This window comes from Massilia sp. X63 (genome assembly GCF_041023745.1).
Classification (GTDB): Bacteria; Pseudomonadota; Gammaproteobacteria; order Burkholderiales; family Burkholderiaceae_D; genus Telluria.
Window position 1 is genome coordinate 143054 of sequence record NZ_JBFTEF010000004.1, and the last position, 21146, is coordinate 164199.

At 69.7% G+C, this 21146-nt stretch carries 20 protein-coding genes; 6 read left to right on the forward strand and 14 right to left on the reverse strand.

Annotation, left to right across the window (positions count from 1 at the left end):
* Positions 1-89: 89 nt before the first annotated feature.
* Positions 90-1232 (reverse strand): S8 family serine peptidase, encoded by a 1143-nt coding sequence (locus AB3347_RS10035; protein WP_369091648.1) that lies wholly within the window; start codon positions 1230-1232, stop codon positions 90-92.
* A gap of 134 nt (positions 1233-1366) precedes the next feature.
* Here AB3347_RS10035 and AB3347_RS10040 point away from each other — a divergent pair, with 134 nt between their 5' ends.
* The 3 genes from AB3347_RS10040 to AB3347_RS10050 all read left to right on the forward strand — a co-directional run bounded on the left by AB3347_RS10040 (position 1367) and on the right by AB3347_RS10050 (position 4475).
* Complete coding sequence (locus AB3347_RS10040; RefSeq protein ID WP_369091649.1) at positions 1367-1837, forward strand: hypothetical protein; 471 nt, start codon at positions 1367-1369, stop codon at positions 1835-1837.
* A gap of 82 nt (positions 1838-1919) precedes the next feature.
* The gene (locus tag AB3347_RS10045; RefSeq protein ID WP_369091650.1) at positions 1920-3785 is read left to right on the forward strand and encodes an ATP-binding protein; all 1866 of its coding nucleotides are present in this window, start codon (positions 1920-1922) and stop codon (positions 3783-3785) included.
* A 123-nt stretch (positions 3786-3908) separates the two neighbouring features.
* The gene (locus tag AB3347_RS10050) at positions 3909-4475 is read left to right on the forward strand and encodes a M23 family metallopeptidase (protein ID WP_369091651.1); all 567 of its coding nucleotides are present in this window, start codon (positions 3909-3911) and stop codon (positions 4473-4475) included.
* On the opposite strand, the gene AB3347_RS10055 is transcribed toward AB3347_RS10050, so the two are convergent.
* Entirely contained in the window at positions 4468-6990 is a 2523-nt protein-coding gene (locus tag AB3347_RS10055) for a penicillin-binding protein 1A (protein ID WP_369091652.1), read from the reverse strand. The two genes, AB3347_RS10050 and AB3347_RS10055, sit on opposite strands and share 8 nt — an antisense overlap.
* Before the next feature lie 157 nt (positions 6991-7147).
* A complete protein-coding gene (locus AB3347_RS10060) occupies positions 7148-9961 on the reverse strand; it encodes an EAL domain-containing protein (RefSeq protein WP_369091653.1) in 2814 nt (937 codons plus the stop codon).
* A gap of 103 nt (positions 9962-10064) precedes the next feature.
* Here AB3347_RS10060 and AB3347_RS10065 point away from each other — a divergent pair, with 103 nt between their 5' ends.
* On the forward strand, positions 10065-10571 hold the full coding sequence (locus AB3347_RS10065; protein WP_369091654.1) for a MarR family winged helix-turn-helix transcriptional regulator: 507 nt from the start codon (positions 10065-10067) through the stop codon (positions 10569-10571).
* Positions 10572-10632: 61 nt separating this feature from the next.
* Here AB3347_RS10065 and AB3347_RS10070 read toward each other — a convergent pair whose 3' ends face one another.
* From AB3347_RS10070 to AB3347_RS10085, 4 genes are all read right to left on the reverse strand, one after another.
* Entirely contained in the window at positions 10633-11844 is a 1212-nt protein-coding gene (locus AB3347_RS10070; protein ID WP_369091655.1) for a YbdK family carboxylate-amine ligase, read from the reverse strand.
* Positions 11841-13091: a cation:proton antiporter gene (locus AB3347_RS10075; RefSeq protein ID WP_369091656.1), complete on the reverse strand. Its 1251-nt coding sequence runs from the start codon at positions 13089-13091 to the stop codon at positions 11841-11843. The genes AB3347_RS10070 and AB3347_RS10075 overlap by 4 nt, the downstream gene beginning before the upstream one ends.
* Positions 13084-14187: a hypothetical protein gene (locus AB3347_RS10080; RefSeq protein WP_369091657.1), complete on the reverse strand. Its 1104-nt coding sequence runs from the start codon at positions 14185-14187 to the stop codon at positions 13084-13086. Before AB3347_RS10080 ends, AB3347_RS10075 begins: the two co-directional genes overlap by 8 nt.
* A 285-nt stretch (positions 14188-14472) precedes the next feature.
* Complete coding sequence (locus AB3347_RS10085) at positions 14473-14910, reverse strand: acetyltransferase (protein WP_369091658.1); 438 nt, start codon at positions 14908-14910, stop codon at positions 14473-14475.
* A 100-nt stretch (positions 14911-15010) separates the two neighbouring features.
* Between AB3347_RS10085 and AB3347_RS10090 the strand changes: the two genes are divergently transcribed.
* Both AB3347_RS10090 and AB3347_RS10095 read left to right on the forward strand, forming a co-directional pair.
* A complete protein-coding gene (locus tag AB3347_RS10090; RefSeq protein ID WP_369091659.1) occupies positions 15011-15772 on the forward strand; it encodes a ZIP family metal transporter in 762 nt (253 codons plus the stop codon).
* Positions 15773-15880: 108 nt separating this feature from the next.
* Positions 15881-16276: a hypothetical protein gene (locus tag AB3347_RS10095; protein WP_369091660.1), complete on the forward strand. Its 396-nt coding sequence runs from the start codon at positions 15881-15883 to the stop codon at positions 16274-16276.
* A 17-nt stretch (positions 16277-16293) separates the two neighbouring features.
* Here AB3347_RS10095 and AB3347_RS10100 read toward each other — a convergent pair whose 3' ends face one another.
* From AB3347_RS10100 to cyoC, 7 genes are read right to left on the reverse strand one after another with little or no spacing between them, the layout of a single operon-like run.
* Entirely contained in the window at positions 16294-16950 is a 657-nt protein-coding gene (locus AB3347_RS10100) for an MOSC domain-containing protein (RefSeq protein ID WP_369091661.1), read from the reverse strand.
* Positions 16947-17363 (reverse strand): cytochrome c family protein, encoded by a 417-nt coding sequence (locus AB3347_RS10105; protein ID WP_369091662.1) that lies wholly within the window; start codon positions 17361-17363, stop codon positions 16947-16949. The genes AB3347_RS10100 and AB3347_RS10105 overlap by 4 nt, the downstream gene beginning before the upstream one ends.
* 9 nt (positions 17364-17372) lie before the next feature.
* Positions 17373-17915: a response regulator transcription factor gene (locus tag AB3347_RS10110; protein WP_369091663.1), complete on the reverse strand. Its 543-nt coding sequence runs from the start codon at positions 17913-17915 to the stop codon at positions 17373-17375.
* Positions 17899-19251 carry an ATP-binding protein gene (locus AB3347_RS10115; protein WP_369091664.1) on the reverse strand — a complete coding sequence of 451 codons (1353 nt, stop codon included), beginning with the start codon at positions 19249-19251 and terminating at the stop codon, positions 17899-17901. Before AB3347_RS10115 ends, AB3347_RS10110 begins: the two co-directional genes overlap by 17 nt.
* 15 nt (positions 19252-19266) lie before the next feature.
* Positions 19267-20103, reverse strand: coding sequence for an SURF1 family protein (locus AB3347_RS10120; RefSeq protein ID WP_369091665.1), 837 nt, complete (start codon positions 20101-20103; stop codon positions 19267-19269).
* A 3-nt stretch (positions 20104-20106) separates the two neighbouring features.
* Positions 20107-20508, reverse strand: coding sequence for a cytochrome o ubiquinol oxidase subunit IV (cyoD, locus tag AB3347_RS10125; protein WP_369091666.1), 402 nt, complete (start codon positions 20506-20508; stop codon positions 20107-20109).
* Positions 20505-21140, reverse strand: a complete 636-nt coding sequence (gene cyoC / locus AB3347_RS10130; RefSeq protein ID WP_369091667.1) for a cytochrome o ubiquinol oxidase subunit III — start codon at positions 21138-21140, stop codon at positions 20505-20507. Before cyoC ends, cyoD begins: the two co-directional genes overlap by 4 nt.
* Positions 21141-21146: the final 6 nt, after the last annotated feature.

The window sequence follows — 21146 nt, forward strand, 5'->3', positions numbered from 1 at the left end:
TCCTTGTCAGTGGCGCGAACCTGTTTCGCTGCCTATACATGGAAAACGATGCCCGACGGAGATTTATTCTACTAGCGCAAAAATTTTTTTCAGCGCAGGCGCGCAGGGTCGATCCGCACATCGCTACCAACCACGCCGTGACCGGTCGCATTGCTGATCTTGCCCGGCTCGGCCGTGTTGGCGTCGCGCACCAGCGCGGCCAGCGCGCGCCGCGCCGCATCGCGGTCCGGCCGGCCCAGGTGCCGGGCCAGCAGCGCCGCCACGATCGGTGCCGCATACGAGGTGCCGCGCACCTGGCGGTAAGGCGGGCTGCCGGGCACCGCGCTCACCATCTGGCTGCCCGGCGCCGCGAACATCACCTGGGGACCGCGCGCGGCTTCCGGCAAGGGCTGGCCGCGGCGGTCGACGCCGCTCACGCCGACCACGCCCGGATAGCTGGCCGGATACAGCGGCGGGGCCGCCGGTCCGTCGTTGCCGACCGCCGCCACCAGCAGGTGGCCGCGCGCCAGCATCGCTTCCACCGCGCGCCCGAGGGCTGCGTTGCGCGGGCCGACCAGGCTGATGTTCACCACGCCGACCTGCTCGCGCGCCAGCCAGGCCAGCGCTGCGGCAATCTTGTCGACCGCGCCGCCGGCCGGGTCGTCGCAATAGACGTCGGCCGCATACAGGCCCGCGCCCGGCACGGCGCCGCTGAAGTGCGCGGAGCGGCCGACCATCACGGCCGGCACGCTAGTGCCGTGCGGCGCCGGCCGGGCCGTGCCGCCACAGCCCCACTGGCGGATATCGACGTCCTCGAACACCGCGTGCGACCGGTCGACCCCGCTGTCCACCAGGCCGACCCGCAGCGCCTGCGCGCCGGCGGGCGCCGCGTCGCGCGCGCTCGCCGGCGGACCTGCGGCAGCACCGCCGCTGCCGCTGCCCATGTAGATGTGGTTGAAGTCGTAGATCCCGTCCGGGTCGGCTTCGCGCAGGGCCTGCAGCAGGCCGGCCACCGCCCTGCCGGCAGGCACCCGGAACACCACCAGCCGCTGGCCGAGTTCCGGCTGTTCCTGTTCGCGATCGATGCCCAGGCCGGCCGCGGCGGCCGCCTGCATCCCGGCCGCGCTCGGGGACCAGGCCAGGATCTCGCCGCGCACGGCGGGGTTCCCGAAGGGATCGGCCTCGAGGCGGTCGGGATGGCGCGCCAGCAGGCCGGACAGCTGCTCCAGCCGCAGGCGACCCAGGTCCGGCAAGGGCGCCCGGTTGCACGACCTGGCGGCGGTCCGCAGTGCAAAGGGAACGGCGCGGGAGACCGCAAAAGAAGCGGCTCAGGAAGCGGCACAGGAAGCGGCACGGCGGCGCCTGCCATGGCCCCAGTGGGGGGGGCATGGCCGCCTCGCTGGCGGTCGGCGTGCTCGCCGGCGCACTCGGGGCCGGCTGGTTCGGCGGCGCGGGCGCGGACAGCGAACTGGCGCGCGCCGGCGACCGCGCCCTCACGGCCGGCGGCCGCCTGGCCCGGGCTCTCGACCGCCAACTGGCGCAGGAAGGCGCCGCCGGCGACGTGCGGGTCGGCCTGAGCTTCCTGTCGCGCGAGGGCAGCTATTGCCGCAGCTTCCAGCTGGGCGCATCGAGCGGCCTGGCCTGCCGCGAAGACGACGCCTGGCGCATCCCGGTGCTGGCGGATACCCCGGTCGAGGCCAGCGGCTACCGCCAGGCTGGAAGCGCGCTGCCGCTGGCCGTGCTCGACGCCGTGGACGCCCGTATCGCCGGCGCCACGCTGGACGCCGCCGCGGAACGCGCCGCACGCGATCGCGGCTGGAAGGGCGGCGCGCCGCTGCGCGCGCCTGCTCAGCAGTAAGAGCCGGTTCAGGCGCAACTCTGTTAAGCTTCTAACATTTGCAAGGACACAATTTAGAACAGCACGCTGCCACCCGACACGGATGAAAACCCGCACCTACCTCTTCCTGATGGCAGCCGCCATCCTGATCCCGGTTGCCCTGGCGTTCTGGTTCGGGGTGTCGATGTTGCTCGACTGGGAACGCGAGTCGCGCATCCACCGGGTCCAGGAGACCGCGCGTGCGACCGCCCTGCTGGTGGACCGCGAGATCGCCGTCAAGGAAGCGCTGCTGCGCACCATTGCGCACTCGGAAAGCCTGGCCGAACAAAACTATCCGCGCCTGTACCGTCTGGCCACCCGCCTGAACGGGGACGACCGGATGTCCTGGACCCTGCTGGTGGACGCCGATACCCGCCCGCTCTTCAACACCCTGAAGCCCTACGGCAGCCCCTTGCGCGGAACGCCGCGACCCTACGCCGCCCAGGTCCTCGGCAGTGGCAAGACGCGCGTGTCCGGCTATTTTGTCGGCCCCACCTCCAAGCGTGGCGTGGTGGCGATCGACGTGCCCTCGCCGCCCGGCCCGCACGGACGCTACGTGGTGAGCCAGGTCTTCGACGCCCGCTATTTCGAGCGGGTATTCGCCAACGGCGGCCTCGCCCCGTCCTGGCTGGTGGGGATTTTCGACGCGAACGGCGTCACCATCGCCCGCAACTATCGCGGCGCCAGCTCGGCCGGCAAGCCGATGCACCCGGACATGCGGATCGCGGCGCAGCACGCCGGCAGCGGCGTGCTGCGCCATGTGACGCACGAGGGCACGGAAGTCTACGGCGTGTATACGCGTTCCGCCGCCAGCGGTTGGACGGTCGTGGTCGGCGTGCCGGTAGCCGACATCGAGTCGGCCGCGCGCACCGCCGCCCTGTACGCCGCCCTGGCCCTGCTGGTCTTGATGGGCATCGCGGTGCTGATCGCCGTATTCTTCGGCAACAAGCTGTCCAACGCCTTGCAGCAGGCCGGCAGCGTCGCCAACTCGCTGGCGCGCGGCGCCATCGCCAAGCCGCGCCCGACCAAGGTGGACGAAGTCGACGCCCTGCTCGACGGCCTGCACTACACCAGCGAAGCCCTGTCGCGCGAAAGCGCGGCGCGCCAGGCGCTGCAGCACGAACGCGAGCAGCTCCTGTTGAGCGAGCAGCGCGCGCGCCGGGTGACCGAAGCGCAGAGCCAGGCCAAGGACGGCTTCCTGGCCATGCTCGGCCACGAACTGCGCAACCCGCTGGCCGCGATCTCGGGCGCCATGAGCGTGCTCGACATGCCGAACGTGAAGCCGGAACAGGCGGCGAATGCGCGCGCGATCAGCCGCCGCCAGATGCGCCACCTGACCCGGATCGTGGACGACCTGCTGGACGTGCAACGCATCCTGTCGGGCAAGATCGTGCTGCAGCGCGCCCCCGTGAACCTGGGCGACGTGCTGCGTTCCTGCGTCGAGGCCAAGCGCCTGGTGGACGCCGGCAACCACGTGTGGGACGTCGCGCTCGCGCCGGCCTGGGTCGACGGCGACCGCACCCGCCTGGAACAGATCGTCGACAACCTCTTGCACAACGCCATCAAGTACACGCCGGCCGGCGGCAGCATCGCGGTGCGCTGCAGGCTGGTCGAGCAGGCCGGCGCCGGGCAGGTGGTGGTCGAGGTGTGCGACAGCGGCGTCGGCCTGGCGCCCGAGCTGCTGCCGGTGATCTTCGACGTGCTGGTGCAGGGGCCGACCAGCATCGACCGCGCCCAGGGCGGCCTCGGCCTGGGCCTGGCACTGGTGAAGGAGCTGACCGCTTTGCATGGGGGCACGATCTCGGTGCACAGCGAGGGTGTCGGCCAGGGCTGCACCTTCACCCTGGCGCTCCCGCTGCGCCGGCAGGCGCCCGACGAGGAAGCGGGGGCGGCCGCATCCGCACCGCGCGCCAGCCTCGATCCGGCCTGAACCTCGGGCTGAGCCCTGCTTGGGCCGATCTCTACCTGGGCCGGTCCCTGCCTGGGTTGCGCTCTATGAATCGGCGGCTTCGCCCCTACCTGTCCGGTATCGGACACGACATGGAGCCCTGCCATGCGAACTTTCCTGCGCAGCCTGCTGCTGGCGGTGCTGGTCCTGGCGATCTGGGGGCTGCTCGGCCCCTGGCTGCGCGATGCCGTCTATGCGATGCGCCTGAGCGCGATGCCGGCCCCGCCCACGCTCGCCATGCCGGTGGCCGGGGTGCGCCCGGCAGCCCTGCGCGACACCTGGCATGCGGCCCGCAGCGAAGGACGCAGGCACGAAGGCATCGACATCTTCGCCAAACGCGGCACTGCCGTGCGCTCGGCCACCGAAGGCATCGTGCTGCGGGTAGGGACCAACCGCTTGGGCGGCCAGGTGGTGTGGGTGCTGGGGCCGGGCGGCCAGCGGCATTACTATGCCCACCTCGACAGCTATTCGGATGTGGCGCCGGGCATGCGGGTCGAACCAGGCCGGGTACTGGGCTACGTCGGCAACACCGGCAATGCGAAGGGCACCCCGCCGCACCTGCACTACGGCGTGTATGGCCTTGGCGGACCGCTCAATCCCTACCCCTTGCTGAAAAATCCGGGGGCGAGCCGGGCGCCGGCCTGGCCAGACCAGAGGGGGAAAGCTAGATGATTTGCTCTTCGCCCGAGCTCGGCGGTGGCGGCGGCGGCGGTGGCGGCACGTCCGGCAACTGGGCCGGCGGCGGCGCGGTCTGGACCGGGGCCGGCTGGAAGGGTTGCGGCGGCGCGGCGGGCTCGGCCTGGTCCTCGATCGGCGCCGGGTCGGGCACTTCGGATTCTTCGGCCGGCATCTCGCCTTCGAGCTCGAGTTCGCCCGGGCCTTCCTCGACGTATTCCGGCTCTTCGGTACGGCGCGGCGCCTGCGCGCGGCCGCCCGGCAGCAGCGCATTCGGGTCCAGCTTGCCGCTCTCCAGCGCGGTGCGCATGAAATCGCCTACCAGCAGCAGGGCGTTGTGACCGCCCTGTCCCCAGTAGCTGCTGCGCATGCTCACGCGATTGTCGTTGAAGCCTACCCAGGCACCCGCCACCAGGTTCGGGTGCATCAGGATGAACCAGCCGTCGGTGTTGTTCTGGGTGGTGCCGGTCTTGCCGGCCACGTCGCCGTAGACGCCGAAGCGGTAGCGTACGCCGCCGCCGGTGCCGCGGTTGACCACCCCGCGCAGCATGTCGATCAGGGTCACGGCCGCCTCCTGCGACAGCGCGCGTTCGGGCGCGTCCGGCGCGAAGTCGGCGACCGTCCTGCCCTCGCGGTCGGTGATGCGGCGCACGAACACCGGCTTGCGGTAGTCGCCCTGGGCCGCGATGGTGCTGTAGGTGCTGACCATTTCGAGCAGGGTCACCGGGCTGGTGCCCAGGGCCAGCGAGGGCACGGCCGACAGCTTGCTCTGGCGGATGCCCATGCCCTGGGCCAGGCGTACGATCGGATTCAGGCCGACCTGCTGCATCACCTGGGCGGTAATCGTGTTCTTCGAGTACACCAGGCCGTCGCGCATCGTCATCATGCCGCCGCTTGACCCCGACATGTCGGTCGGGCGCCAGACCGTGCCGCCGACGCGGATGTCCTGCACCACATCACGGTAGGTCTGGTCGGGCGGAATGCCGCTCTCGAGCGCCGCCGCATAGACGATCGGCTTGAAGGTCGAACCGGGCTGGCGTGCGGCCTGGACCACGTGGTCGTACTGGTCGCGCTCGAAGCTGCGGCTGCCGACCCAGGCGCGCACTTCGCCGGTGTGCGGATCCATGGCGACGAAGCCTGCTTCCAGGCGCGACTTGGCGCCCTTCAGCTCGCGCATGAATGCGCGGTCGCCCTTCAGGCGCTTCAGGGCCTCGGCCGGGGCTTCGCCGTCTTCCACCGCACGGCGGTACTCGCCGCTCTCGCGCACGAAGGCGTCCAGTTCGCGCGGGTGCGATGCCCAATAGTAGGCGAAGGGATTGACCTCGTCGCGCATCGAGGTGTACATGCCGCTCGAGGTCGAGCGCGGCATGCCCTGGTAGGCCCATTCGACGTCGGCGATGGCCTGCAGCGTGTTGGCCTGGCGCTCCACCGCCCGTACGGCCGCCGCCTGCAGCTCCTGGTCGAGGGTGGTGTGCACCACCAGGCCGTCGAGCTGCAGGTCGTAGTCGTTTTCTTCGGCCCAGTCGAGCAGCCACTTGCGCACGTAGGCGGTGAAGTGGTCGTCCTTGCCGCTGCGGTCGTTCAGGCGCGCGAAGCGCACCCGCAGGGGCCGCTTGGCCAGGGCGCGGTAGCGCTCCTCGCTGAATGCGCCGTGCTTGGCCATCTGCGACAGCACCACGTTGCGGCGCGTCTTCGAGCGTTCCGGGTTGGCCACCGGGTTGTAGTAATGGGTGCCCTTGAGCATGCCCACCAGGGTGGCCGCTTCCAGCACGTCCAGCCTGGCGGCCGGCTTGCCGAAATAGGTGCGCGCCGCCATCTCGATGCCGTAGGCGTTGTACAGGAAGGGCACCGTGTTCAGGTAGGCCTCGAGGATCTCGGTCTTGCTGTAGGTGTTCTCGATCTTGATCGCGGTGATCAGTTCCTTCATCTTGCGGTTCAGGCTGCGCGCCCGGCCGATCTCTTCGGGGAACATGTTGCGCGCCAGCTGCTGGGTAATGGTCGAGCCGCCCTGGGCGTCGCCTTTCAGGGTCGCGACCAGGGCACCGGCCACGCGCCGGAAGTCGACGCCATGGTGGTCGTAGAAGCGGTGGTCTTCGGTCGAGATCAGGGCCTTGATCACGTGCGGCGAGATCTGCGACAGCTTGACCCGTTCCTGCAGGCCCTTTTCGAAGGTGCCGAGTTCCTTGCCGTCGGCGGACAGGATCACGCTCGGGCGCGCGGTGCTGGCCTGGCGCAGGTCGTCGATGCCGGGAGTGAGCGGGATCAGGATCACCAGGTAGAGGAAGAAGGCCATCAGGCCGGCGGCCGCCGTCCACAGGCCGATGAGCAGGACCTGTTCGATGCGCGGACGGTCGCGCAGGCGCGCCTGCGCCATCGAATAGCCTGCCGCGGCGCGCCCGCGCGCGCCCTCGAACAGGCGCCGGCCTTGTTGCGCGAAAGCGGCGCGGCGCGCACCGCTTGCCGGCTTGTCGTCCGATCCGGATTGGGGTTCGATCTTTTCTTCCTGGTCCACTCTATTGTTCCTTACTGCGGAGTCCTTGCTGCACGGTCCTTGCTGCGAATGCCGGCGCGCCGCGCCGCCGGGCACGCCTCGGGCGTGTTACAAGTATAGCCGACCGGCGCCGCAACCCCGGTCCGGCTCGTCGGGCAGGCGCGCCGGACGCGGCGCTTCAGGCGTGCAGCCGGCTCGGCTCCACCCTGCCCCTGCGCAGCAAGGCCTCGACCTCGTGCACCGGTTCCGGGCGGGCGTAGATATGCCCCTGCACCTCGTCGCAGCCGCAGCCGCGCAGGTAGTCGAGCTGCTCGATGGTCTCGACGCCTTCCGCGATCACTTGCATGCGCAGGCCGTGCGCCAGCGAAATGATGGCGTCCACCATGGCGGCGCCGTCCGGGCTGGCCTCGATGTCGCGCACGAAGGAACGGTCGATCTTGAGCACGTCCACCGGGAAGCGCTTCAGGTAGGCCAGGCTGGAATAACCGGTGCCGAAGTCGTCGATCGACAGCTTCACCCCCATCGCCTTCAGGAGGCGCATGGTCTCGATCGCCGACTCGACGTCGGCCATCATCATGCTCTCGGTGAGCTCGATCTCGAGCGAATCGGCGGCCAGGCCGGTCTCGTCGAGCACCCGGCGCACGGTCTGCACCAGGTCGGGTTCGGAAAACTGGCGCGCCGACAGGTTGACGCCGATGCGCAGCGGCCCCAGGCCGGCGTGCTGCCAGCGGCGGTTCTGGCGGCAGGCCGCGCGCAGGACCCAGGCGCCGATCGGCACGATCAGGCCGGTTTCCTCGGCCAGCGCGATAAAGCGTTCCGGCAGGACGGTGCCGAACTGCGGATGGCGCCAGCGGATCAGGGCCTCGGTGCCGACCACCCGGCCGCTAACCAGCTCCACCTGCGGCTGGAAGTACAGCTCGAACTGGTCGTCGCGCAGGGCGCAGCGCAGCGCGCCTTCCAGGGCTAGCCGGTCGCTGGCATGCGCATTCATGTGCGGCGCATAGAACTGGACCGCGTTGCGACCGGTCTGCTTGGTACGGTACATCGCCACCTCGGCGTGCTTGACCAGGGTTTCCGGGTCGCGACCGTCGACCGGATAGCCGGCCACGCCGGCGCTGGAACCGAACACCAGCGTGTGCTCGTCGATGCGCAGCGGTTCGGCGATCGCATCGCGCACCGCCTGCACCTGGGCCGCGGCCTGGCGTTCGTCGGCACAGCCGAGCAGCACCAGCACGAAGTTGTCGCCGCCGGTGCGCGCCGCGGTGTCGGCCTGGCGCACGGCTCCGGCGATGCGGTTCGCGATCGCGCGCAGGGCTTCGTCCCCGCGCCGGCGCCCGAGCGTGTCGTTGACCAGCTTGAAGTGGTCGATGTCGAGCGCGACCGTCCACACCGGCGCCGAGCCGGCGCCGGCAATGGCGCGCTCGATGCGGTCGGCCAGCAGCGCGGCGTTGGCCAACCCGGTGAGCGTGTCGTAGCGCGCCCGGTGCGCCAGTTCGGCCTCGTAGCGCTTGGCCACGGTAACGTCGTAGGTGGTGACCACGAAATGCTCGGTCTCGCCGCGCGCGTTGTTGACCGGGGCAATGTAGATTTCGCTGACCAGCTCGCGGCCGTCGCGGGTGGCCTGGCGCACCAGCGCATGGCCCTTGCGGCGTTCGTGCAAGGCCTGGCGCAGCTCTTCCAGGCCGGGCTCGTCGTCGCCGGCGCGCGCCAGGCCGTCCAGCGGGACTCCCGCCAGTTCGCCGGCGGCATAGCCGAGCGTGCGTTCGCAGGCCGGATTCGCGTATTCGATCGGGTAGCCGTGCCGGGTCGCGCTGACCAGCAGGATCGGGTTGGCGGCCGATTCGATGGCGCGCTGGTGCAGGCGCAGCGCGCCGGCGGTCATGGCCAGGTCGGCGGTGCGGCGCTCGACCAGGGCTTCGATGCGGCGGGTCCGCGCGCTGCGCTGCTGCACCAGGGCGGCCACGGCCAGCGTCAGCACGCAGCCGTAGCCCAGGATCGAGAGCGAGCCGGCCTGGCCCTCGAGCCGGCGCGTCAGCCGCACCGCCCGCATTTCCCAATGTGTGCCGGCGACGTCGAAGGCGCGCGTGATGGCGGCCGGGTCGCCGCCCAGCCAGCGCTCCCAGAGCGCCTGCGGTGCGGGGGCGCCGGGATGCGCGAACACGGCCACGCGCCGGCCCGACCCGGTATGGCCGTACAGCGTCAGCGCATAGTCGCCGTCGCTCAGCAGGTGCGCCGCGTGCAGCCTGCCGCCCACCAGCAGGCCGGTGTCGATCACCAGCACCGTGCTGCCCAGCGCCGCCGCGCGCCGCGCAGCCACGCTCGAGAGATCGGCGCCGGCGCGGTAGACCGGCATCGCCACCAGCATGCCACGCAGCGCGCCGTCGCCCTGGACCAGGCGCAGGACCGGGCTGGCGGTCGGCTCGCCGGAGTCGACGGCACGCTGGGTGAAGCCGCGCTGCTCCGGCCGTGACCAGGCGTCGAAGCCGAATACGCCGGCGTTGCTCGCGATCGGCACCACGTAGTCGATGACCAGGTAGCGCGGGCGCGCCGCGGCGGGCACCAGCTCGCCCGCGGGGCCGCGCTCACGGATGGCGAAGTCGGGCCAGAAGCGCCGTCGTGCGGCTTCGAAGGCCGGGCGCTCGGCAGCGGCGACGAAGCGATGGTACTCGAGCCCTGCGAGGTAGCCGTTGCCGCTGGCGAGCGGCTGGGCGAAGGCATCGAAGGCGTCGCGCGAGACCTCGCCGCCGCCGGCCTTGAACAGCAGGTTCAGCGCATGCAGGTCGTGCAGGGCGTCGGCAAAGGCGCGGGTAACCGCGGCCGCGCGCACGGCCACGCGCTGCTCGAAATCGGCGCGCGCGCTGTCCGCCTCCAGCGAGCGCGCGACGCCGAACAATACCGCCGTCAGCGCCAGCCCGGCCAGGAAGGTCGCCACGGCGGCACGCGACAGCATGCGCCGCCGCCGGAACAGCGGATGGGCGAACAGCCGATTCATGCCGCCTATCCTAGCGCATGCCATCCGATGCCGCACCATGTTTCGGCGGCGCAAGCAGCGCATCGCCAGTACTGACAAGGCGAATTTCCGCTATGATCGCGCCATGCCAGAAAATCCAGCCCAGATCCCCGAGAACGAGCAGCCAATGCGCGTGCTGCGGCAGTTCCGTATCGTCTTCAACGCCGTCAAGTCCCACTTCCGCCAGGTCGAGCGCGAAGCCGGGGTCGGCGGCGCCCAGCTATGGGCACTGTCGGTCATCGAGCGCAACCCGGGAATCGGCGCCACCGGACTGGCGCGCGAACTCGACATCCACCAGTCCACCGCCAGCAACCTGGTGCGCGGCCTGGTCGAGCGCGGCTACGTCACCGGCAGCCGCGAGGGCGCGGATCGGCGCACCGTCGCGCTGCAGGTGCAGCCGGCCGGGCTTGCCATACTGGAACGGGCGCCGATGCCCTTCGCCGGCGTGCTGCCGGATGCACTGGCCAGCCTCGATCCCGCCACCCTGGCGCAGCTCGAAGACAATCTCGGACGCCTGATCGCCCGGCTGGACGTGGACGAAGAGGCGGGGCAACTGCCGCTGTCCCAGCAGTTGCAGGCGCAGCAGGCCTGATCCCCCTGTCGCCCCTGTCGCCCCATGTTGCTGCGCAGCCCGGACAGACGGGCGCGCGCAACTAGGCGCCGGCCTCGAAGATCTCGCTGGCGAAGCGGGCCAGGTCGTTCATGCCGCCGCCCGCCGCCAGGTGGCGGCGCAGCAGGCCGGCCTGGCCGCCCTCCTTCATCAAGTCTTCGATCACCGCACAGGCCTGGCCGAAACCGGGGTCGAGCGAGCGCCGGGCCAGGCGCTCCAGGTCGGCGCGGATGACCTCGGCCACCGGCCGCGCGCCCCCGGTTTCCGGGTCGATCCAGCTGGCCTCGACGCCGTCGCGGGCGGCGTTGAAGCGGTTCCAGGTGTAGAGCTCGCGGCTGCCGTTGGACGGCCAGGCCCCCGGCTGGTCGGCGAATTCCAGGCACAGCTCGCGCGCATAGCAGGCCAGCGCGGCCGCATATACCGGTTTCAGGGGCGTATCCAGCACCCGCAGTTCGATGGTGCCGTACTCCGGCTTGGGCCGCACGTCCCAGTAGAAATCCTTGATGCTGTTGACGATGCCGAAACCGGCCAGGCGGTCGAAATAGTCGCGGAAGTCCTGCCAGCTGCGGAACTCGTGCGGCTGGATCCCACTCATCGGGAAGGCGCCGACCACGTTGCTGCGCGAGCTGCAAAAGCCCGAGACCTCGCCCTGCCAGCACACCGAATTGCTCGACAGCGCGATGAACAGCGGCGCGCGCTGGGTCAGCCAGGCGCACAGGCGCACCGCTTCGTCGGCGCTGCCGGCGCCGATGTGCACGTGCATGCCGAACACCGTGAACAGCTTCGCCAGGTAGCCGTACCTGCGCTCGGACTCGAAGTAGCGCGCCTTCGGGAAAATGCGCTGCTCGTTCCAGCGCTGGAACGGATGGGCGCCGCCGCCCGAGACCGAAGCCCCGACCTCGAAGGCGGCGCGCTGGACAGTGCTGCGGATATGCTCGAGCTGCTCCTTGGCCTCGCCGAAGGAAGACAGGATCGAGGTGGCGACTTCCAGCATCGAGGTGGTGATCTCGGGCGTGTGCACCCAGGGCTTGTCGTGCTTGTCGAGCACGCGCAGGATGTCGGGCGCGGCCGGGAACAGGTCGTAGGTGAGGCGGTCCAGCACCATCAGTTCCAGCTCGATGCCCATGGTGCCGACGGTCGAGGACTTGAAGTCGGGCAGGAAGGCCGGGCCCTTGCCGGAGCTAGCCAGGGCCTGCGCCTGGGCCTGGGCGTCGGCCAGGCGGGCCGCTTCCGCGTCGTTCTGGGCTGCGCTCATGCGTTCACCTCCTCTTTGTTGTTCAGGCTGCGTTCTTCATGGGACGCTCCCTGGCGATAGGTCTCGCCCGCCATGCGCAGGCCGAGCCAGGTCAGGCCGGGCGCCAGCAGCACGTTCAGGGCCAGCAGCGCGCCCATCAATTCGGTGGACGTCGCGTCCAGGCCGGTGTAGGCGTTGAGCGTGGTGTCGACCACCAGTCCGCCGTAGCTGACCAGCGAGCACATCGACAAGGCCATGGCGTGCTTCTTGTTGCGGTCCCAGGCCGTGCCCGGCATCAGGGCCACGCGGGTGGCGACGATGCGCACCGCGAACACCGCCAGCGCCCCCAGCACGGTCCAGCCCTGGGCCAGTTGTCCCAGGTCGACCAGTGCCGCCGACATCAGGAACAGCAGCACGTAGCCGATGTCCTGGGCGGTCTTGAGCTGGGCCTGGAACACGTTGTCGCGCCGCTCCGCGTTGCGCAGCAGAAGGCCCATCAGCAGCAGCGACAGCAGCGCGCTCGACGCCGTCACCGAGCACAGGCCCAGGTCGATCAGCAGCGCGGCCAGCAGCATGCCTGGCCGCATCGTGGCCGGCACCTTGCACAGCCGGGTGGCCGCGGCGTACAGGCCATAGGACAGCAGCGCGATCGCCGCGCCCAGCACCAGCTTGCCGCCCTGGCGCAGCAGTTCCTGGCCGAAGCTGCCGGTGGCGTCCAGTCCCTGGCTGCGGGTCCAGGCCATGGTCACGGCCAGCATCAGGAGCGCCACCAGGCTGCTCAGGCCGACCATGTTGGCGGTGGCGAAGGTGCTGGTGCCGCTGGCGTTTTCGTCGGCCACCATGGAATTCACGATCACCGGGTTCACCGCGATCAGGATCGAGGCGATGAAGATCGCGGCGCCCCAGGGCAGGCCGAGCAGGCCCAAGGTGACCGCCACCGCCAGCAGGCGCGCCAGCGTCGCCAGCAGCAGGCTGCCGCCCTGGCGGCCGCTGCGCAGCAGCCAGGCCAGGTCCATCTTGCGGCCGACCTCGAACAGCACCAGGGCCGAGGCGGCGTTCAGCAGTTCCTGGAACTGGGCCAGCAGCGGCCGATCGATCAGGTTGCCGCCGGTCGCGCCCAGCAGCAGGCCGGCGATCACCGCCCCGTACAGCTTGGGCACGCGCCAGCGCTGCAGCAGCATGCCCAGCACCAGTGCCAGCATCAGCCCGGCGCCGAGCACGGCCAGGGGCGAGAACAGCCACAAGGGCGTCATCAATTCCTCATTCATGGCGGGCCTCCCAGGCGTGGGCGAGCCTGGTGAGCTCGCGTTCGATCAGGCCGGCGCGTGTTCTGGCGAGCTCCTGCGCGTGCGCGCCCTCGGCGGGCGGCAGTTCGCTGCTCACACGGGCGCGCACGATGCCGCCCTGGTCGCGCAGCGGGATCCACAGCTGTCCCTGCACCACACTGCCCTCCTTCCAGACGGCCAGGAACTTGGCGCCGGTGCGGTCGCCCGAGATGGCGGGTTCGACCAGGGTGAAGGTGCGCAGCCACTCGGCGGCCGGGAAACGGCGCGCCAGCATCACCTGCATCGCGCTGCGCTGCTCCAGGCGGGCATCGTCGCGCGAATATTGCAGGTGCAGCTGGGCCTGGCCCAGTCCGGCGCTGCGCATGCCCAGGCAGCTTCCTTCGCTGACCCAGACCGAGTTGTCGCCGTCCAGCGAACGCGGCTTGCCGTTGGTGGCGTCCAGCCAGGCCGCCACCAGCGGTGTGCGCCGCGGCGCCGGATTGGCGGCATCGACGGCGTGAACCGCCTTGAGCACGTCCTGCCAGTGGCCGGCCTGCCAGGCGCGGGTGGGGATGCGGTCGGACGGGCGCCAGCGCCACAGTACGGCCGACCAGCGGCCATCGGGCTGGCGCCAGACCATGCCGGCCTGTTCCACGCCGTTGTGCTGGGCCTGCAGCGATTGACCGCTCCAGCTGCTGCTCCATGGGCGTAGCACCGTGCGTGCGCCGGCGCCCAGGCGGTGCCAGGCGATGGCGGGCGTCGGCAGGCAGGTGTTCGGCGTTTGCGGGACGGTGTCCCAGTACAGCATCTCGACGTGCTGGCTCCAGGCGCAATGGCGCAGGGTCGGCGCGCCCATGGCGCCGAGGATGCCGTCGAGCGGCGTGCTGCAGCTGCCGGCACGCGCGCCGCTCAGCGATGCGAAATCGGCGGCGGCCGGGACACCGGTCTTGCCGGATTTGCCGGGCGCGGCCTGGACCGGCGCAGCCAGGGTGGCGCACACGGCGAGCACGCCGGCGGCGGCGCGAACAACAGCGCCGGATGGCGGGCACGGATTGACGATTCGTGAAGGCGGAATCGCCGGTGGGAACAGTTCGTTCAAGTTTCCTCCGGTGGGTCGCGCAAGCGGAAACGGGGCTTCAGCCTGGCGGTGGGCCGGCAGGCGCGCTGTCGCGCCAGCCGCGGCAGGCAGGGCCGCGGCACCGAAAAAAGTCCCCCGGCACGATGCGGGGGACGAAAAGAAACGGACTCAACCGCCTCATCGCTGATCGGGCGCCCGCCGCTGCAGGCAGGAGCCACACAGCTATGATGGACTAAAAATATTCCGAAGGCAACCCAATTTGTTCAAATGTACTTATGCATACAAGGCTTGGGGCAGCCGCCATCTTCATGCCTGGCGCATATGCAGCAGCGGGTACGGCCGGCCGGCGTCGTCGCGCGGCGAACGGCCGGTCACATTAAAGCCCATGTGGCGATAGAAGTCCACCGCCTGCCGGTTCTGTTCGTTGACGTCGACGCTCAGGACGCCGGCAAGGGCCGCCGCATGGGCCAGCAGGCGCCGCCCCACGCCCTGGCCGCGCCTGGCCGGGTCGATGAACAGCGCATCGACGTGGGCCCCGCTCAGGCCCATGAAGCCGCAAGGGCTGCCGTCGGCGTCGAACGCGACCCACACGCCGGCGGCCGGCAGGTAACGCTCGGACACCAGGAAGTCGAGCTCGCGGAAGTGCGGTTCCGAAAGAAAATCGTGGGTCGCGCGCACGCTGGCGCGCCAGATCGCCGCCAGCGCGGCGGTGTCGGATGCGGTCGAGAGGCGGATACTGTCCATGCGGCGTGCTTTTCTGATCCTGGCTTGGATGTAACGCAATTGTGCCTCATGGAAGCAGGCTTGTGCTTATGATCGAGGCAGCCAAAAGGAGGAGGCGTCGATGGCGGGCATACCGGTGTGGCTGCAGGCGGGATTCTGGGGACTGGTGGCGGGCAGCGCACTGCTGCTTGGCGCGGCGGCCGGCTACTGGCTCAGGGTGCCGCAACGCATGATCGCCGCCATCATGGCCTTCGGCAGCGGCGTGCTGATCTCGGCCCTCTCCTTCGAGCTGATGGAGCATGCCTTCCACACCGGCGGCTTTGCCTCGACCGCCATCGGCTTCCTGAGCGGCGCCGGGGTCTACACCTTTGCCAACCGCTGGCTGTCGCAGCGCGGCGCACGCCACCGTAAGCGCTCCGGCTGCCAGCCTGCCGTCAAGCAGGGCGACGGCAGCGGCACGGCGATCGCCCTCGGCGCCCTGCTCGACGGCATCCCGGAGTCGATCGTGATCGGCCTGTCCCTGCTCGGCGGCCGCGGCGTCGGCATGGTGGCGGTTGCCGCGATCTTCCTGTCGAACTTCCCGGAAGGCCTGTCCAGCGCCGCCGGCATGAAGCGCGCCGGGCGCTCGCGCGCCGCCATCTTCGGAATCTGGGGCGGCATCGCGCTGGTTTCGGGCATCGCCGCCCTGCTCGGCTACGCGGTGTTCCGCCACTTTCCGCCGCAAATCGTCGCCGCCACCACCGCCGTCGCGGCCGGAGCGGTGCTGGCCATGATCGTCGATACCATGATCCCCGAGGCTTTCGAACAAACCCACGACTTCGCGGGCTTGATCACGGTGTCGGGCTTCCTGGCGGCCTTTGCGCTCAGCAAGCTGGGCGCCTGAACGCCCTTCGTCCCGGGCGGCGCAGGTTCACGCCCGTTTGTTCCGATCACGCTGAGGATGCGCCTCTGCTAAGCTATCGGACTCCAGACAGGATAGTGGAAATTCCAGATGAATCAGCAGCAACTTTGGGTGGAGCCGGTCGGCGAAATCGTCCTGGCGCGCCTGCGTGGACGATGCGACGAGCGGGTTTTGAAGGAATGCCAGCAGCGCGTGTTCGAACTGGTCAAGGAAACGCGTCAGGTCAAGGTCTTGTACGACGCGCTCGAACTGGAAGACCCGACGGTCGACATGGCCCTGCTGCAAGACAGGATGGACCAGGACGCGTGGGAGCAGATCGGCCCGATCCCGCTACGCCGCGCCATCCTGGTGCCGAATACGCGCATCGCCTACCTAGCGCGCATCGCGTTCGGACAGTTTGGCGAAGGCACGTACCGGGTCTTCTATAGCGACATGGCGCAGGCCATCCTGTGGCTGGAGCAAAAAACCGACACGCAGCCGGGCTAGCCGGGCGGCGCGGCCGCTCAAGCATAGAGTCCGTCTCCGCTCCAGCGCGGCGACTGGCACGCCGAGCGCGCCGGGACGGCCTTGCCGCCCAGGCCGCGCGCCGCCAGCAGGCGCGGGAACGCGCGGCAGTAGCTCGACTGGATGCCGGCAAGGCGCGCAAGCTGGCCGTATTCCACCACCATCCCCGGCGGCAGCGCCGCCAGTACCTGTTCGACGCGCTCGCGCCAATCGGCGGCAAGGGCCGGCATGCGCTCGTCCAGCAATCTGACCGGATCGCCCGCGCGGATCATGCCGCCGGCCTGGACCCGGGCCAGCATGCCGCGCCGGCTGCCAATGGCGCGCGCAAGTCCGGGCCGCTGCAGGTCGAGCGCGCCGCAGGCTTCGCACTGGAAGCTCAGCCGCAAGACGACCTCGCGCCCGACCCGCAGCAGCGTGCCGGAGTCGAAAGCAGCGGTATCGAGGTCGAGCAGCAGGTTTTCGCGCAGGACCAGGGGCGGAAGCCCGAGCGCATCGTAGGCGGCGCTGCTCGCCAGCAGCACCTGGCGCGGCGAATGACGGTCGCGATGGCGGTCGCCCTCGAGGCCCAGGCCGACCAGAGCGGTGAGCGCCTCCACGCGCGAGGGCGCCGCGCTGTCCGGGGCGCGCAGCGCCAGCGCGACGACCCTGCCGATCATCGTTGCCGCGCGGGCGGCGTTGCGGCCGGCGCCGAACGCAGATACAGGATCAGGTCGCGCACCTGGCGCTCGCTCATGAAGCCCCAGAAGCGCATCCTGGTTCCGGGCACGACCGCATCGGGATCGCGCACGAAGGCGGCCAGGCGCCGCTCGTCCCAGACGAAGCCGGCCTTGCGCATGGCGGGAGAATAATCGAAATCGGGCGCCGATCCGGCGCGGCGGCCGACGATGCCGTTGAGCTGGGGGCCGAAGTTGCTGCGCGCGCCGGGACCGACCTGGTGGCAGTTGGCGCAGCGCTGGAAGGCCTTGCGCCCGGCCGCCAGCTGGTCGGCCGGCTCGGCGGCCCGGGCAGCCTGGGCCATCTGGGCCCCGGCCAGGAACAGGAGGATCAGGCTGGACGACAGGATGCGCATGCCGCTCCCCTACTTCACCCGCTGCTTCTCGAGCTTGCGCGCCAGCGTGCGCCGGTGCAGCCCGAGGCGGCGCGCCGCTTCCGAGATGTTAAAGTCGGTCTCGGCCAGCACGGCATGGATGCGCTCCCACTCGAGCGTCTTGATCGAGGTCGAGCGGTTGGTGACCTCGACCTCGGCGTTGCCGGCCACGTGTCCGAAGGCGGCCTCGATGTCGTCGGTGTTCGAGGGCTTGGCCAGGTACTGGACCGCGCCCAGCTTGATCGCCTCCACCGCGGTGGCGATGCTGGCGAAGCCGGTCAGCACGACGATCAGCATGTCCGGGTCGTGTTCGTGCAGCAGCTGCACGCAGGCCAGCCCCGAGCTGTTGCCCTTGAGTTTCAGGTCGACCACCGCATAGCCCGGCGAGTGTGCGGGCAGCAGCGCGGCCGCTTCCTCGTGACCCGGCGCGACCAGCACGCGGTAGCCGCGGCGCTCGAACGAGCGGCTCAGGGTGCGCGCAAAGGCCTCGTCGTCTTCGATGATGAGCAGCAAGCGCTCAGTGTTTTCCGTCAATGCCTTCCTCTTCCAGTTCGATGCTCGACAGCGGCAGGCTCAGGCTCACCTGCGCTCCACCGTCTTCCCGGTTCACCGCGTTCACCGAACCGCCCAGCTTGCGCACCACGTTCACGGCCAGGAACAGGCCCAGGCCGCGCCCCGGCTTGGCCTTGGTGGACTGGTAGGGCTTGCCGATCTGGCCGAGCATGCTCGGCGCGAAGCCGGGGCCGCGATCCAGGACCGCCACGTACAGCGTCCCGTCGGCGATCCAGGCTTCCAGTCCGACCCATTCCGGCGAGGCCTCGAGCGCATTGTCGAGCAGGTTGTCGATGGTCTGCTTGAGCGCCGAGTCCGATGCAACCGGGCGGTCTTCCAGGATACGGTTATTGTACTGGAAGGCGGGCACTTGCCGGCTGCCACGCCAGCCCTCGACCACGCCGTCGAGGAAGTTGCGCACCGTGGTGCGCACGGCCGACTCGCCGCGCGCCTCGCCGGCCGACAGCAGGATGCCGCTGACGATCGACTTGCAGCGCTGGAGCTGGGTCTGCATCTCGGTGAGTTCTTCCAGCAGGCCGGGATCGTTGCGGAACTGGGGCATGCGCTTCCAGTCGCCCAGGATCACCGAGACGGTGGCCAGCGGCGTGCCCAGTTCGTGGGCGGCGCCCGAGGCCAGCAGGCCCATGCGGACGATGTGCTCTTCCTCGGCCGCATGCTGGCGCAGCGAGGCCAGCTGGGCCGCCTTGTCGCGCAGGGTATCGGAAATACGCGAGATGAACATCACCAGTAGCGCCGCGTTCAGGGCGAAGCACACCAGCAGGCCCTGGATGTAGAGGCTGGCGATGCCGCGCGCATGGTCGAAAGGCAGCGCCAGCGGCTGGGCGTACATCGCCAGGCCGGCCATGCAGCCGATGGTGATCAGGACGATGGTCCAGGTCCAGAGCGCCTCGAGCAGCACCGCCGACAGGATCACCTGCAGCAGGTACAGGAAGGAGAAGGGATTGGTGATGCCGCCCGACAGGTAGAGCAGCACGGTCAGGCTGGCGACGTCCACCAGCAGGGCCATGAACATTTCGGTGTTGGACACCGGGCGCCGCTCGTGCCAGCGCAGGTGGCTGGCGACGTTGAAGGCGATCAGGCAGGCCAGGACCTGCAGCATCGGCAGCAGCGGCAGCTCGATGCCGAAGATCAGGATGGCCGAGGCGATGGTGGTGACCTGGCCGATCACGGCGATCCAGCGCAGCTCGATCAGCTGCAGCATGTTCTTGTGGCCGGCGGCGAATTCGACGCTCGCGGCGGCCGCCTGGGGCGAGCTGCGGCCCGCCTTGGCGAAGAAATCGAGGGGGTTCTGGATCATGCCCGGGCGGTAATATCAGTCATCGTCGCGCATTGTAGCGCCGTGACGGCTGATCCACCACCAGGCAGCGCCGACCATCAGGGCCAGCGCATACCAGGTCAGGGCATAGACGAGGTGATTGTTGACGAAGGAAACCACGGTCAGGCCGCCGACGGGGCGCTCGGGGGCGCCCTGCGGGTCCTGGTCTTTACCGGCATCGACGAAGAACGGCGCCACGACGGGCGCGCCGTCCGGCGCGGTGCCGGCCAGGCCGCGGGCGGCGGCCAGCGCCGCCACGTCGCGCGAGTACCAGCGGTTGGTGGCCGGGTCGTTTTCGCGCAGGAAGCCGCCGCCCGGCTCGCTGATGCGCAGCAGGCCGCTAACCGTCACCTGCTCCACCTGCTCGCCCTGCCCCGCGCACGGCTGCGCGCCGGCACGGCGGCCCGGGTAGGTACCGGGTTTGTTGTCGGCGGCCGGAACGAAGCCGCGGTTGATGAAGACGATATGGCCGTCGGCCGTGCACAGCGGCGTCAGCAGCCAGAAGCCCGCGCCCAGTTCGGAAACCGCCTGGACCGGGGTGGTGAATTCGTAGAGGTAGTGCCCGGCAAGGCGTACGCGCCGGTATTCGTCGGATTCTTTGCTCACCTGCGCCCAGCGCGCCGCGGGAGGCGGCGCGACCGGGGCAGCGTGCACGCGTGCGTCGACGCGTGCGATCAGGTCCAGCTTCCACTGCAGGCGAACCACCTGCCAGGTGCCCAGACCCAGGAACAGCACGGCCAGCAGCAGGGCCGCCACCCCCACCACCCGGCGCGCCAGGGCGCTGCGGGGCGGATGGGAGACGGGTCCCGGGTGCTGGTCGCGGCCGTCCTGCATTACTTACTGCATGTCGTGCATGCCATGGGTGGTGTCGCTTGCGCCACCCATGGAAGGCATCATGTTGGCGTTCATGTGCGTCATGACCCAGATCGAACCGGCCAGCACGATGACCAGGAGGACCACGGTCAGGATCAGCGCCATCATGTTCCAGCCGCCTTCCGACTTCGAGTTCATGTGCAGGAAGTACATCATCTGCACGACGAACTGGACGGCGGCGAAGCCCATGATCACGTACTTGGTCGTCTCCGGCGGCAGCACGTGGCCCATGACCAGCCAGAACGGGATCGCGGTCAGGATCAGCGACAGCACGAAGCCGATCGCGTAATCCTTCATCGCGTAGTGCGTGACGAAGCTGGTATGACCGTCGTGGTCGTGCTCGTGGTGGTGGATGTGGTCGCTCATGGCAGCACTCCCATCAGGTAGACAAAGGTAAACACGCCGATCCAGACGACGTCCAGGAAGTGCCAGAACAGCGACAGGCACTGCAGGCGACGGAAGTTCTCCATGGTCAAGCCGTGCTTCTTCAGCTGCACCATCAGGGTCACCAGCCAGATCGCGCCGAAGAACACGTGCAGGCCGTGGGTACCGACCAGCGCGAAGAACGCGGTCAGGAAGCCGCTGCGCTGCGGGCCCGCACCTTCATGGATCAGGTGGTAGAACTCGTACAGTTCCAGCGACAGGAAGGCCGCGCCCAGCAGGCCGGTGACGCCCATCCACAGCAGGGTCGCGCCCAGCTTCTTGGCCTGGGCGGCGATCATCGCGAAGCCGAAGGTGATCGACGACAGCAGCAGGAAGCCGGTGTTAATGGCGATCAGCGTCAGGTCGAACAGCTCGGCGCCGGTCGGACCGCCGGCGTAGTTACGGCCCAGCACCGCATAGGTGGCGAACAGGGACGCGAAGATGAGGCAGTCGCTCATCAGGTAGATCCAGAAGCCGAGCAAGGTGCCGTGCTCCGGGTGGTGTTCGCGCACCAGGTAGCGCGCGGTCACCTCGTCGGCGGTCAGGCCGCCGGGAATGGTTGCATTATTTGCCATATTGTT